At 28.8% G+C, this 14,007-nt stretch carries 13 protein-coding genes; 3 read left to right on the top strand and 10 right to left on the bottom strand.

The features are described from left to right. A partial coding sequence (gene tnpA / locus FYJ33_RS16535; RefSeq protein ID WP_407928917.1) for an IS66 family insertion sequence element accessory protein TnpA occupies positions 1-155 on the bottom strand: 155 nt, incomplete at its 3' end. 375 nt (positions 156-530) lie between these two features. Here tnpA (FYJ33_RS16535) and FYJ33_RS15345 point away from each other — a divergent pair. Both FYJ33_RS15345 and FYJ33_RS15340 read left to right on the top strand, forming a co-directional pair. Further along, complete coding sequence (locus tag FYJ33_RS15345) at positions 531-1,322, top strand: DNA-methyltransferase (protein ID WP_154532754.1); 792 nt, start codon at positions 531-533, stop codon at positions 1,320-1,322. 42 nt (positions 1,323-1,364) lie between these two features. Then, a complete protein-coding gene (locus tag FYJ33_RS15340) occupies positions 1,365-2,273 on the top strand; it encodes an HNH endonuclease (protein ID WP_154532752.1) in 909 nt (302 codons plus the stop codon). Between the two features lie 75 nt (positions 2,274-2,348). Here the strand turns inward: FYJ33_RS15340 and FYJ33_RS15335 are convergent, their stop codons facing one another. The 9 genes from FYJ33_RS15335 to FYJ33_RS15295 all read right to left on the bottom strand — a co-directional run bounded on the left by FYJ33_RS15335 (position 2,349) and on the right by FYJ33_RS15295 (position 13,127). Next, the gene (locus tag FYJ33_RS15335) at positions 2,349-3,578 is read right to left on the bottom strand and encodes a DUF6119 family protein (protein ID WP_328598719.1); all 1,230 of its coding nucleotides are present in this window, start codon (positions 3,576-3,578) and stop codon (positions 2,349-2,351) included. Between the two features lie 179 nt (positions 3,579-3,757). Then, positions 3,758-4,114: an IS66 family insertion sequence element accessory protein TnpA gene (tnpA, locus tag FYJ33_RS15330; RefSeq protein WP_154532748.1), complete on the bottom strand. Its 357-nt coding sequence runs from the start codon at positions 4,112-4,114 to the stop codon at positions 3,758-3,760. 242 nt (positions 4,115-4,356) lie between these two features. Next, a complete protein-coding gene (locus tag FYJ33_RS15325; protein WP_154532746.1) occupies positions 4,357-7,371 on the bottom strand; it encodes a type I restriction endonuclease subunit R in 3,015 nt (1,004 codons plus the stop codon). A 94-nt stretch (positions 7,372-7,465) separates the two neighbouring features. Next, positions 7,466-8,749 carry a restriction endonuclease subunit S gene (locus tag FYJ33_RS15320; protein ID WP_154532744.1) on the bottom strand — a complete coding sequence of 428 codons (1,284 nt, stop codon included), beginning with the start codon at positions 8,747-8,749 and terminating at the stop codon, positions 7,466-7,468. Then, positions 8,739-10,232 (bottom strand): class I SAM-dependent DNA methyltransferase, encoded by a 1,494-nt coding sequence (locus FYJ33_RS15315; RefSeq protein WP_154532742.1) that lies wholly within the window; start codon positions 10,230-10,232, stop codon positions 8,739-8,741. Before FYJ33_RS15315 ends, FYJ33_RS15320 begins: the two co-directional genes overlap by 11 nt. Positions 10,233-10,340: 108 nt before the next feature. Then, positions 10,341-10,904, bottom strand: a complete 564-nt coding sequence (locus FYJ33_RS15310) for a recombinase family protein (protein WP_154532740.1) — start codon at positions 10,902-10,904, stop codon at positions 10,341-10,343. 228 nt (positions 10,905-11,132) lie between these two features. Then, the gene (locus FYJ33_RS15305) at positions 11,133-11,630 is read right to left on the bottom strand and encodes a TIR domain-containing protein (RefSeq protein WP_154532738.1); all 498 of its coding nucleotides are present in this window, start codon (positions 11,628-11,630) and stop codon (positions 11,133-11,135) included. Between the two features lie 32 nt (positions 11,631-11,662). Further along, positions 11,663-12,223 carry a TIR domain-containing protein gene (locus FYJ33_RS15300; protein ID WP_154532736.1) on the bottom strand — a complete coding sequence of 187 codons (561 nt, stop codon included), beginning with the start codon at positions 12,221-12,223 and terminating at the stop codon, positions 11,663-11,665. A gap of 19 nt (positions 12,224-12,242) precedes the next feature. Further along, positions 12,243-13,127, bottom strand: coding sequence for a macro domain-containing protein (locus FYJ33_RS15295; RefSeq protein WP_154532734.1), 885 nt, complete (start codon positions 13,125-13,127; stop codon positions 12,243-12,245). A 204-nt stretch (positions 13,128-13,331) separates the two neighbouring features. On the opposite strand from FYJ33_RS15295, the gene FYJ33_RS15290 reads away from it, so the two are divergent. Continuing rightward, complete coding sequence (locus FYJ33_RS15290) at positions 13,332-13,466, top strand: zinc ribbon-containing protein (RefSeq protein WP_154532732.1); 135 nt, start codon at positions 13,332-13,334, stop codon at positions 13,464-13,466. Positions 13,467-14,007: the final 541 nt, after the last annotated feature.

Raw genomic sequence — 14,007 nt, 5'->3', positions numbered from 1 at the left:
ACAGTATTTCTTACTTTGCGTTGCCAATAATAAAATGACTTGCTGCTAATATTATTTTCACTACACCAAGCCGTAACGGTTTTACCGCTACTTCGGCATTCCTTTATGATAGCTGTCCATTTCATTAGACGCATTTCATGAGTACTTTTATCCATAATACAAGTACCTCCAAAAAACTAGTTTAGCAACTTTGAAAAACTATTAGTTTTTTAAAGCTTACGCTAATTATCTCAAAAAAACTAAAGTTATTCGAGGTACCTGCTATTTACCGTTTACATTGCATTTTTACTATAGAAATATGTTCCATATATTCCACCACCCTTTATTGTGATAATTACATAGTACCACAAAATAAAATATTAGATTTATATAATATTATTTTAAAACTCTGAATATTATATTTTTTTAATATTCAAAAAAGCAAGACTACTAAATCATAAAAATAATCAAATATTTTTAAAATAATTGTGTTATATATACTATAAGAATTGAATACTTTACTATTAGATAAATATTATTTAGGAGTTAAAATGATTAAGATTTTCTTAAAAAGTAGTTTAGATGGAATGAATGAAATTGGAACTAATAGTATTAATTTAATAATAACAAGTCCTCCTTATTGGGATTTAGTTGATTACAAGAATCCAAATCAATTAGGATTAGGAATGACATTTGAAACTTATCTCTCATATTTGGACAAGTTTCTCCTATCATCATCTAGAGTTTTAGGATTTGATTGCTTTCTTGTAATCATAGTAGGAGATATAAGAAAGAAACTATCTAATAGTCCAAAGGAAAGACCCAAACTTTATTCAATACAATCTCATATAATAAGCAAACTTAATTCTTACGGAATTGATTTACATGAACATATAATTTGGAAGAAAACGAGTGTAAAATCTAGTAGAAAGAAGATTATATATGGTTCTGTTGACAAAGACTTTGCTTATCCTCCATTTGCATACAATGATTTGGATATTGAACACATTTTAGTTTTTAGAAAACCAGGTCCATTAAGAAAACTTCCCCCATGTAAAGAACGCTTAGATAAATTTAATAAAAAGACTTTATCAGATGAATACAGTTCTTTATGGAGTTTTAATGAAATATCAAATCATAAAAACCATCCCGCAACTTTTCCATTTGAATTAGCAGAAAGAATAATAAAATTATTTTCGATTACTTATGATACTGTTCTTGATCCTTTTCTAGGAAGCGGTACAACTGCCTTAAGTTGTCTTAAACTTAATAGATCATTTGTAGGATATGAACTTAATAAAAATTATTTAGACAAGTCCTTATTAAAATATTTAGTTGAATAAATAATTACACCTTTAGGAAAACTAACCTAGAGGTGTTTTTATATGAATAATTCAAATGCTCATATGCTACGTACAGATCCTAATTGGTTCTACTTTTTAAAACATAATAATGCTACAAATAAAATCAACTTTCCGAGAAAAGATATCAAAGCAATCTCTAACATTCATGAGAATGATAGAATATATTTTTTAAGAAAAAAGACAAAAGAGTATCCCAAAATAGCTATAATAGGTATGGCTACATTTGAAAAATATGCAATAATGTCACCAAAAGAAGCTTGGCATACTTTCAAAACAAATAATGGGTTCTCAAATATTAATGAACTTCTTTCTAACTTTCCTGAAAACACTAAAGAAATTGGATGTATCATATTAAATAATATAATGTATTTTGAAAATGAAATTTCTTTGTCTGATACTAGTATTTCATTTTCGCGCAAAATTCAATCAAGAAAGTCTCTTACATATTTAGAAGAAAGTAATATATTAGATTTAATTACTGGCGTAGAGTCTCCTAATTACTCTTATTATACCGATGATAAAACTAAAGTTGGTAATAATATAAAGAGAGAAGTTAACACCCGTGTTAATCAAGCATATTTTCGCTATTCATTAATTAATCTATATAAAAAGTGTGTCTTATGCGGACTTAATATTACTCCGCTCCTAAGAGCCAGCCACTCAAAGGGATGGAAAGATAGTACTCCTGCTGAAAAGGTCGATCCTATGAATGGTCTACTACTTTGCCCTAATCATGATTTACTTTATGATCAACACCTAATAACCTTTGATGAAAACAAAAAAATAATTATATCTCCAATACTTAAAGAAAGTGACCTTAAATTACTTAATGTTTCTCGAAGTTCATATATTAATGTTCCTGATGAAGCAATGAAATATATACAATACCATAGGCATAAATTTGAGGAAAAATTAAAAAGTATAAAATGATTTATTTTTAATATAAAGTAAAAACCTTCTAGCAAAATATTTAAATTACTTATTACTCCCTTAGGTTCAATCCTATTATTCAACTTCATAATTAATATAAATAATAGGTTTGAATCCAAGTACTCTCACTTCCTTCTTCCATCCATCTAATTTATTTTTTAATATTAGCATATCTAATTCATTTATATCTGGCTTTCCGTTTATCTCTTTAAGTTTTTTTGCTTTTTGTAATACTATCCAAATTGCTACATTCTTTATTTCTGGTTTATTATCTAAAATATTATGTTTATAGACCTTTAATGCTTCAAGAGATTGATCTACTACATAACATAACTTACCTGATGTTTTCCCTATCTTAACAGCAAACATAGTATCATCTTTATATAAATCCATAACTTCAATTTTAGATTTACCTACAAACTCAAATTCTCTATCCAAATTTTCAAAGCCAAACTCCTCTTCCAACATTGAATTATAATACTTTTCTTTATAATAGATATTAGATATAGACTTTCTTATCTCTTTTTCTGACTTCCCTTTATATTTCTCCTTATATTTGTCTTCTTCATATTTCCGCTCTTGATATTCTTTAAATTTTCTTATACTCAAATCATATTTATCATAATTAACAACTTCAATCTCACTTATTGATTCTTGTAAGTAATTTAAATAATCATCATTATATTTATACCATTCTCCCTTTGATAAAATACATTTTTCACTTTCATTTGTATAGTCTATTAACTGCTTTATTGTATCAGTTTTTCTTGAAACTCCATCAACATAACTAATTATTTTTATATCTAATATTTCATCAAATTTTATCTCATTATCATTAATAAATTCTTTTAAATTTTCATAATTCAATTCATCTAAAGTTTTTCTATGTCTTTTATAATAAGCCACAAAGTTTGCATCATTATGATTAAATACTTCTGTAGTTCCTACAATATCTGTCTCAGAAAAACTTATTGAATATGGCTCATTTTTAAACTGTTCTAACATATTATCATCTAATGTTTTTATTAATTCAATATCTTTAACTACACCAAACACTGGTATTTTTACTTTATCCTCTTCATTTCTGATAACATCTTCAATATATACAATTAATCTCATTATTGTTTCAAGTTTACCATCAAGTAGATGAAACTTTATAGAATTACCTATTTCAATGGAATCATTTATAATATTAATCTCTTCTGATATATCAATCTTTGCTTTAATTTTAGTAAAAGACTCACCACTATCGAACTCTAAACTTTTATAAGTAAACGGTAAATAATGCGTACCTGTACAAAAAATAAAGCTGCCAGCGATGGCAGCTTTTATCGGTTAGTTTTTCTACATTCTTGTGGCAGTTTATCTGACCATGGTAGAAGATCATCTAAAAATTCTAGGTTTTAATAGCTTTTTTCTGCTCTATAGCCAATCCCTCCATTAACCATTTAAATTGTTGAGATGAAATAGATTTTACTTCAGATTCATTTCTCGGCCGTTATCACCTTCAAAACTGTAGAAAGGAGATTTTCAGAAGTGCTATTAGAAAGCTCTAATATATTATTTCCAACATGAAGAATCATGTCTGCTTTAAAAGAAGGCGTATCTATTGAAGAATCAATAGGGGCGGGAAGTTGTACAAATTTTGTATTGCTCTGAATTTTAGTATCTTTCATAGTATCAAATACAGTATTTCTTACTTTGCGTTGCCAATAATAAAATGACTTGCTGCTAATATTATTTTCACTACACCAAGCCGTAACGGTTTTACCGCTACTTCGGCATTCCTTTATGATAGCTGTCCATTTCATTAGACGCATTTCATGAGTACTTTTATCCATAATACAAGTACCTCCAAAAAACTAGTTTAGCAACTTTGAAAAACTATTAGTTTTTTAAAGCTTACGCTAATTATCTCAAAAAAACTAAAGTTATTCGAGGTACCTGCTATTTACCGTTTACATATATTTTATCATTTGCATGTACATTTGCATATTCATTTGTATGTGCAAATGAATATACAAACTAATTTCTATATAAAAAAAACACAGATACTCATAATCAAGTATCTGCTCTCTCCATTCTATCCTCTAACACATTGTAACTTAGCTTGTTCTAATACATCTTCTATAGCTTGTTTACTCTTATTAGGTGGATAGTCATATTTCTTTAATAATCTTTTTATAACACTCCTCATCTTAGCTTGTGCTTGTGCCTTTTCATACCAAGCATGAGTCATATTTTCTCTAACTGTCTTAGTTAATTCCCTTGCTATCTTTATTAAAATATCGTCTCCCATAGCATTAATAACTTCTGGATCTGCTGTTAAGACATCATAGAAAGCTTTTTCTTCATAACTAAGTCCTATTTCATGTCCTTTATCAATAGCTTCTAGTAATTCATGCTTAAACTTAACTAATTCTTCAAGTACCTTAAATACGTCAGCTTCATCATTTCTGTTATTATACTTTTCTATAATAGCTTCTAGTCTTTCACTAAAAGTCTTGCTTACTACTAAATTAGTCTTCTTTATTTCATTAACCTTTTCTTTCATAACTCTCATTAATATATTAGCTGCCATATTTTTTTGAGGTAATGCTTTTAACTTGCTTAGGTTCTCATCAGTTAAAAGTTCAAAGGTTTCCTTTGTGCCAGCTTCTGTTAATGATAAAACTTCATCTTCTAAGATAGCTTGTTCTAACATTTCAGATATTCTTCTATTAACTTCAGCTAAGTCTGGCACTCCTTTTCTTGTAGTCTTTAAAATAAAGCTTCTTACAGCTATAAAGTAAGCTACTTCTCCTTTAACTTCTTTAGTTAATAAACTTGTACAGATTTTATATACATCCTTAAGTCTTTTAGACTCCTGCATAAATAGCTTTTGTCTAGCATCTGTAAGCTCTATATATTCTGCTCCATCTCTAATAAGTTCAAATCTTCTCTTATCAGTACCTGTAAAGAAGTCACTATAATCAAAATAGTGGAACACATTTCTTAATACTTCTATAGTATCTAAAGCAATTTTTTTACCTTCTTCATTTTCTTGAACCTTATCCTGGTCTCTTGTAGTATAAGTTTTTAATGCTTCAAAAAGATCTTTCTTTATACCTATATAATCTACTACAAGACCACCAGTTTTACCTGGATAAACTCTATTAACTCTTGCTATTGCCTGCATTAAGTTATGAGCTTTCATAGGTTTGTCTATATACATAGTATCAAGGCTTGGCACATCAAAACCAGTAAGCCACATATCTACAACTATAACTATTTTAAATTCACTATTTTCATCTCTAAACTCTTTTTCAAGTTCCTTTTGATACTTCTTATTACCTATAAGCTTAGCCATTTCTTCATCATCTTTATTATTTGTAGTCATGACCATCTTAACTTTGTTCTCCCAGTCTGGTCTTTGAGAAAGTATTTCTTTATACATCTTATAGGCAGAAGTTCTTGAATAAGCTACAATCATAGCCTTACCTTTAACTAATGTTTCTCTTTCTTCATAGTGAGCAATAAGATCAGTTACTAGTTCGTGAATTCTATCAGTATTAGATATAATCTGCTCCATTCTGCTTAGCTTCTTTTGGCTTTCTTCTACTACATAATCTTCTACACCTTCATGAACCTGCATACTCCAGTATTCATCATCAATTCTACGTAGTATTTCATCATTTAACTTTATCTTAGCTAATCTTGATTCATAATATATTTTTACAGTAGCTCCATCCTGTACTGCCTGAGTCATATCATATACATCAATAAGATCACCAAATGTTCCATAAGTAGATTTATCAACAGTTTCTATAGGTGTACCTGTAAATGCTATATAAGTTGCATTAGGCAGAGCTTCTCTTAAATATTTAGCATATCCATATTTAATCTCACCTGATTCTAAATCTACCTTTCCATCTAAACCATATTGAGTTCTATGAGCTTCATCTACCATAACTATAATGTTTTTTCTTTCTGATAAAAGTCCTGTTTCTTCTTCAAACTTTTGTATAGTTGAAAAGATAACTCCACCTGTTTTTCTATTATCTAATATATCTTTTACATCTTGTCTGCTTTCTGCCTGAATAGGTTTTTGTCTTAAGAATTCATGAGCTGATGCAAAGGTTCCATATAACTGTCCATCTAAATCATTTCTATCTGTTATAACTACTATAGTTGGGTTATTAAGTTCTTCTTTCTTAACTAAGTTACCTGCTAAAAAAGTCATTGAAAAGCTCTTCCCACTACCTTGAGTATGCCATACAACACCTGCCCTTCCATCAGTTTTAACAGCTATTTTTACTGATTCTATAGCTTTATTCATACCATAATATTGATGATATGCTGCCATTATCTTTCCTTTATTAGTGAACAATATAAAGTTCTTAACTATATCTAAAAATCTTGCCTTATCAAACATTCCTAAAAGTAATGTTTCAAAGTTATATTTATCATTAATTTCATCAGATTCCTCAACCTTTTTCCAAGCCATGAATCTGTCAAAAGGTGCTGTAAGGGTACCTGCCTTAGTATTAACTCCATCACTAATTACTAGGAAAGCATTGTAATAGAATAATGTTGGTATATGTACATTTTTATAATTCATAAGTTGATTATAAGCATGTTCAATAGTAGCCTCTTCTCTTGATGTACTTTTAAGCTCCATTAATACAAGAGGCAACCCATTAACATACACTACAACATCAGGTATTTTTTTAATATCATCTTCATTAACTTCTAATTGATTAACTACAAGGAAGTCATTGTTTTCTGGTTCGTTATAATTAATCAGCTTAACAGTGCTATATACCGTTTCACCATTTATAAAATCAGTAACCTCAATGCCCTCAGTTAAGTATTTATGAAATAGTCTATTATTAGTAAATACATCATTTGTTTCGAAGGTTCTTATTTTTCTAACTGCTTCTTTTATTGTGCTTTCTGATAAATCTTTATTGATTTTAACTAAAGCTTCATGTAATTTATCTAATAGTAAAACATCTTTAGGATCTCTTTCTAAATTGCTTCCGTGAATATATTCATAATTAATGTCTCTTAAATTTTCTATGACTAAATTTTCTAAACTTGCTTCTTGAAATTTCATAGTCTTATACCCTTTTCCTGTAATAATATTATTTATAATTATATCCTATATTTATGTAAATATAAAGCTACTGATATTGAAAGAAGCTAACCCATTATAGGTTAGCCTCTATGTCTTCTACTCTTATTTCACCACTCATAAGTTTTGGTAATAAGGAATCTCTTAATTCGATTAACGAATCATTCTCTTTATAATTTGATTTTAATCTACTATCATAAGCTTCTAAAACTTCTTTAAATTTAGTTAATAATTCTATTTGTGGAACAAGTATATCAAGCATTTTCATAGTTGTCCCTGATACTTCTTTAAATGTTGAACCACCTGCAACACTTTCTATGCCATCTTTATTATAATGAAGATAGTGATAAACATAATTATTATTTATGATATCTTCATCACAGACAATACTTTTAAATCCTTGATTAGTTGTCACATCATTATCTGCAATAGCTATATATCCTATAGGAGCTCTTGAACTAAATAATACAGTACCTTTTTTCATTAACTTTGCACTTGACTTTTGCAAGCCCAACTCCGTAATACTTCTTGCTCCTTTAGATATGAATTTTCTATCATATCCTGATAAATCTTTAGGTGTTATCCATGGAATGTTTCCATCATAATATTCAGCATTTTTTGTAGAAGGAGTTCCTCCTGCTACAACCTCTCCTATTTCTTTAATCTTCTTAACACTCCACCCTTTAGGTATCATCCCTAATTCACTTTCAACCATTTCTCCGCCACTACTCTTATAAGGCTTACCTTCATCATTAGGAAACTCAAAATCAACAAACCATCTTTTAAATAAAGCTTGAGCCATTTCTTCTAAAGTTTTATTCATTTCATTATTTAATTCTATTTTTTTATCTAGTGAAGATAGTATTGAAACTATTTTCTTTTGTTCATCTAAATTAGGTAAACTTATCTTAAACTTTCTTAAGGTATCTATTGTTAGTGCTTTTTGAGTAGAACCGATAGATTTATTATATATTTGTTCCTTTGCAAAAGGACTTTGTAACCAATAATAAATGAACTCATTATTACACTTATTATTAAAACATTTAAACCATGTCAAATTACCATCCTTAAAATAAAATTCTTCATCTCTAACTAAATAAGGAACACCTAAAGTACCTACAGATGTTAATAATATATCTCCTTCATTAGGCACACCAAATCTTTCTCTCAATTCGTTATATCTTTCTTCACTAATATATAACTCTGTACTTATTTCATTACCTTTATGCTTTTCAATTATTTCTTTGCTTCTATAAAAAGGTATCCCGTAATCTAAGTATTCCTTAGCATAAATTCTTTTACTTGATGAAATTCCCACTAAATCTCCTAATCTATACTCATCAAATTTATTACAACTCATATCCAATTCCTCCAAGTTGCTTTCTTATCTCATCCTCTAATTCCTTACTCTTCTTGAATTGCTCTGATAAAGTCTTAGTTAATCTATCCATCTTCTCTTCAAATGGTTCTCCATCATCTTCCTCTTCTTCAATTCCAACATATCTTCCTGGAGTTAAAATATAATCATTAGCCTTTATTTCATCTAAGCTAACTCTTTTACAGAATCCTTGCTTATCTTCATAATCTTCATTTTTATTAAATGCATGATAAACATCTGCTACAGTTTTTATATCTTCATGTGTTAATTCTCTTAACTTTCTATTAACCATTGTTCCAAGTTTTCTAGCATCTATAAATAAAGTTTCACCCTTATTCTTCTTATCTCTATTAAAGAACCAAATACATACTGGAATTCCTGTTGTATAGAATAACTTATCTGGAAGTGCTACTATGCAGTCAACTAAATCTGCTTCTAATATATTCTTTCTTATTTCACCTTCATTAGAAGTATTTGAACTTAATGAACCATTAGCAAGTACTACTGCTGCCTTTCCCTTTTGGCTTAACTTATCTAACATATGTTCAATCCATCCATAGTTAGCATTTCCTGATGGTGGTACTCCAAACTTCCATCTTGGATCATTTTCTAATAATTGTTGTCCCCAATCACTTTGATTAAATGGAGGGTTGGCTAGTACAAAATCTGCCTTTAATCCTGCATGTAAATCTTCATGGAAGGTATCTGCATTTTTGCTTCCTAAGTTGTTTTCTATTCCTCTAATAGCTAGGTTCATCTTAGCTAACTTCCAAGTTGTTGGGTTAGACTCTTGACCATATACTGATATATCAAAAGCACTACCACTATGCTCCTCAACAAACTTAAGACTTTGAACAAACATACCACCTGACCCACAAGCTGGATCATATACATATCCTTTATAGGGTTCTATCATATCTACCATTAAAGTAACTATTGATTTTGGAGTATAGAATTCTCCTCCACCTTTACCTTCATTAGCTGCAAACTTACCTAAGAAATATTCATATACTCTTCCTAGTACATCCTTTTCCTTAGCTATACTTCCACCAACATTGATATTAGAGAATAAATCAACTATTTCTCCAAGTATTCTTTTATCAAGCTCTGGTCTTGAATAATTCTTAGGAAGTACTCCTTTTAATGTATCATTTTCTTTTTCAATACTATCTAAAGCTTCATCTATAATTGAACCTATTTCAGGTAACTTTGATTTTTCAGCTATGTAATTCCATCTTGCATTCTCTGGCACCCAGAAGATACCCTCTGCTAAATATTCATCTCTATCTTCTGCAAAATCAGGATCATCTTCCATTAACTCTTCCCATTTTTCCATAAATGTATCTGAAACATATTTTAAGAATATAAGACCTAATACTACATGCTTATACTCTGATGCATCCATATTATTTCTAAGCTTATCTGCTGATGCCCATAGTTGTTCTTCAAATCCTATAGTTGCCATAACCTACCTACTCCTTCTTATACTACTTTTTATTTTTTTGATATGTATTATTGTACGCTATTTTTAACAAAACTTCATCTTAATTATTTACTTTATCACTATACTTAATTAAGTATCATTATTTATAATCCTATATATAGTGGATCTACTTAGATTTGTTGCCTTTACAATCTCAGTTATTTTATGCCCTTGATTATAAAGTGTTTTAACAATCTCAGCTTTCTCATTTCTTTTATTTGGTCTTCCACCTTCTCTTCCCCTTGCTTTAGCTGAAGTAAGTCCTTCTTTTGTTCTTGCACTAATCAAATCTCTTTCCAATTGGCTCATTCCTGCCATAACTGTTAATAAAAAATCATTATATGGGTTTTCACTAGTTGTATCTAACCAAGTATCTTTAATGCTTTTTATCTTGGCACCTTTTTCTTTTATTTTATCAACAATCATTAATAAATCTTTTGTACTTCTACTTACTCTTGTCAAGTCTGCAATAACTACAACATCATCTGCCTTTAATTCATCTATCATTCTATTAAGCTCATGTCTTTCTATATTAGTACCAGTCATTTTTTCTTTGTATATGTTTCTAATATCTACACCATAGTCAACTAGCATATCTATTTGTCTATCTAAATTCTGATCTTTTGTACTTACTCTTGCATAGCCTACTATCATTTGTTTCATCTCCTTTACATATCTTGTACACTTACCACTAATTGTACCATAAACGTACCATAATTATAATTGTTTTTGATACGTTTTTTGACACATTATTATATATTATAAATAGCATAATTTCGTTATTCTTAAAAATGTTCCATAAACAATCGTTTTTGATACATCAGACTGAATACATAATAAAAGACTCCTCTTAGTTGAGAAGCCCTTAATTCAATATTTTAGTTAACAATTTTTTATTGCATTTTTTACTGTCTGATAATCCCAATAAAGCTTGCCACCTTCTCGATAGCACATAGGTACATGAACCCCCTGATATCTTACAGCATCAGGACACAAATTTTTATTGACTTTTGCCGAATTATACAGTACTACTATTTTCAAGTTATCACGTACTGCTTTATCGCATTCATATTCAATAAAACTTTTGTTACTAGAACTGCCACAATAATTATTCTTAAAACAATAATTACATTCTCCAGCTCTACGTGATTTAGTACCATTTCCTACAATCAATACAAATGTTTTTGATATATCAAGTCTAGCTCTCAATGAAGCTTTAATGCTACAGTTTCTACTACTATCAGCAGACTGTGTTATTTCATGAGCATCATGAAACGACAACCCCCAATAATTGCTGTTATTCCATTTATACAACTGATCAACTGCATCTTTATCGCCTGTCCAATCTCCAGCTATATAAGTTTTAGTTCTATATCTCATAAATATTAATTCTCCTTCTTCACATATTTAGTTTATTTATAAAAATAAGCTTTTGCTTCTCCCTTTGTACTAACCATAAAATCTGTATCTTCTAATGCCTTTTTTATTAATTCTTTTTTAAAAGGTATATGGATAGTAGGAACATCATCCATTGAATTTCGAAAAATCGGTAGTTTATCCCATAAGTCTTTTATCTCTTGCTTAATTGAAGAATTCTCATATATATCACTTTTTTCTGAGTATTCCGGATATACTACAATCACTGGTAATCCATCAGTATTAATTCCATAGTCAATTTCTTCCCTTAATGCACGACTATTTTTAGTAACGGAACTTAAAAAAAGTATAATATTTTTAGAATTATTTAATCTATCATGCAACCTAGGTTTAAGCGTTTTTTCCCAATCACTCCCGTCTCTTACATTGTAATTCTTTTGATGTGAATCAATAAAAGGGAATGTTGTATCATTAGCCCGCCATGCTCTTAATAAGTTATAAGAAACAAAATCCTTAGTTGCATTTGCACCTAACGAGCTCTCACTAAAAGGTTCTGCTACATAAAAAGCAGAATAATTTCCATTTCTATAAGCCATAGTATTCCTCCTATATACTTTATTTATCTGATATAGACACTTTGTCTTTATCTTTATCATATACAACAATATTAACTTCACCATGTATCTGATCATTGTATAGCTTGAATAATGCTACAATTTTATTCAATGCATCTTTGTGAGATAAATCAACTCTAGACAAATTTGTTCCCATTAGTGGTAGAAACATTTTTATGCCTTGTCCGTTTCTATTATAAAAACTAATTAATGATTTAATACAACTTATAAATTCATCTTTTGTACATTGAGCGTTATTATTAGAATCAAATTCAGCTAATGCTAATAAAAAGAATGTAACATTATTTTCTCCTTCAACGGGAACAACTGTACCTCTTCTATAACATAATCTATTTCCTCTCTTTTTCTCTCCTAATGGAATTTCACAAACTGCTTTAATATCTCTTACTCTAATAGAATCCTTGATTTTACTATCTATATCAGCTGCCGACATACCCATTTTTTTTAACCATTTTCCATGTATACTAGAAGGTGATACAAGAGGTTTCTCCTGACGGGCTATATTCGTGTCAACTATAGTATCAAAACATGTATTTACTGGAATTACTACAATCCTCTCATCATTTTTCTTTCCAAATCCAATTTTCATCAAATCTCCATAACGGACTACAATTTTACCTTTACCTTTTTCCCAAATAACATTTTTCCTTCTAAAAATAGTATAATACAAAATAGCTATTACTAAAGCTGATATAAGCATTACTATAAAAATCAGACACTTATCACAGATTTTTTTAATTCCTATATCATCCCAAGTTACAAATGATAATATAACTGCAAGAGCACTAAATAATGCACTTGCAATTAATATGGTTTTTTTCAATACTAGAATTATATTTAACTTTAATATGTTTAAAAACTTCATTACTATAGTTCCTTTCTTGATTTTAAAATATATAGAAGCATAATATTATACACTCTATACTCATGAGCATTACACTTATTAATCACTTCATCATTCTTTCAATTTTATTAAGTTATTTACTTTAGAAGAAAATACAAATAATACAATTTATGTAATTATATATTAACATTTTATGATATAATTAACAAGAAAGGAGTGATATAAATGAGCTCAACAGGAGAAAAACCAGGAATAGGAACATATACTTGCACTAATTGTGGAGAACAAGTAAAACTTGATGATAATACAGACACTCTTCCACCATGTCCAGTATGCCATAAAACCGAGTATAGACCTTAAAGCATAAAAGCTAACCCACATTACGGGTTAGCTTCAAACTACTTGTCTTTAACTATTCTATAAATATATATTAAAATTATAATATTTAAATTACTAACTTATTCTATATATTAGTATTACTCAAAGCATTCCAAGTATGTTACCACACAAACTAATGTTATTTACACATAACTATTAAATTATTTTATATAACTTATTCATTCCACCTTTAAAACTCTCTATTTATCCCGTTTCATTTTTCTTATCTTAGATTTTTTCAACATTTCTCCGTTTCAAAGAAAACTATTATTTCTATCTGCTTCTCTCTAATTACCTATCTATAAATAAAAAAGTACTTGAATTTAAGTAAGACTAAATTATACTTTGGCACTGCTATGATTCCGATTGGAGTAATTATTTTACCTAAATCTACACTATAAATGCTACAATAAATATGTAAATAAACGATCGTTTAAGAATGCATGAAATTGTTTTTATAAGTTATAATTATTTCATAAATTTTTGGAGGTAATTATGCTTATAAAAACTAATATTTATAAAG

The sequence above is a fragment of the Inconstantimicrobium porci genome, assembly GCF_009696465.1.
In the GTDB taxonomy this organism is placed as follows: domain Bacteria; phylum Bacillota; class Clostridia; order Clostridiales; family Clostridiaceae; genus Inconstantimicrobium; species Inconstantimicrobium porci.
Note: the sequence above shows the minus strand (reverse complement) of the source record. Positions and strands in the feature narration are given on the sequence as shown.

Coding starts and splice junctions, on each gene's coding strand:
- FYJ33_RS15315 (WP_154532742.1), bottom strand. CDS start 10,232: ATGGCAACTATAGGATTTGAAGAACAACTATGGGCATCAGCAGATAAG.
- FYJ33_RS15295 (WP_154532734.1), bottom strand. CDS start 13,127: ATGAAGTTTTTAAACATATTAAAGTTAAATATAATTCTAGTATTGAAA.
- FYJ33_RS15340 (WP_154532752.1), top strand. CDS start 1,365: ATGAATAATTCAAATGCTCATATGCTACGTACAGATCCTAATTGGTTC.
- FYJ33_RS15290 (WP_154532732.1), top strand. CDS start 13,332: ATGAGCTCAACAGGAGAAAAACCAGGAATAGGAACATATACTTGCACT.
- FYJ33_RS15320 (WP_154532744.1), bottom strand. CDS start 8,749: ATGAGTTGTAATAAATTTGATGAGTATAGATTAGGAGATTTAGTGGGA.
- tnpA (WP_154532748.1), bottom strand. CDS start 4,114: ATGGATAAAAGTACTCATGAAATGCGTCTAATGAAATGGACAGCTATC.
- FYJ33_RS15345 (WP_154532754.1), top strand. CDS start 531: ATGATTAAGATTTTCTTAAAAAGTAGTTTAGATGGAATGAATGAAATT.
- FYJ33_RS15305 (WP_154532738.1), bottom strand. CDS start 11,630: ATGAGATATAGAACTAAAACTTATATAGCTGGAGATTGGACAGGCGAT.
- FYJ33_RS15325 (WP_154532746.1), bottom strand. CDS start 7,371: ATGAAATTTCAAGAAGCAAGTTTAGAAAATTTAGTCATAGAAAATTTA.
- FYJ33_RS15300 (WP_154532736.1), bottom strand. CDS start 12,223: ATGGCTTATAGAAATGGAAATTATTCTGCTTTTTATGTAGCAGAACCT.
- FYJ33_RS15310 (WP_154532740.1), bottom strand. CDS start 10,904: ATGATAGTAGGCTATGCAAGAGTAAGTACAAAAGATCAGAATTTAGAT.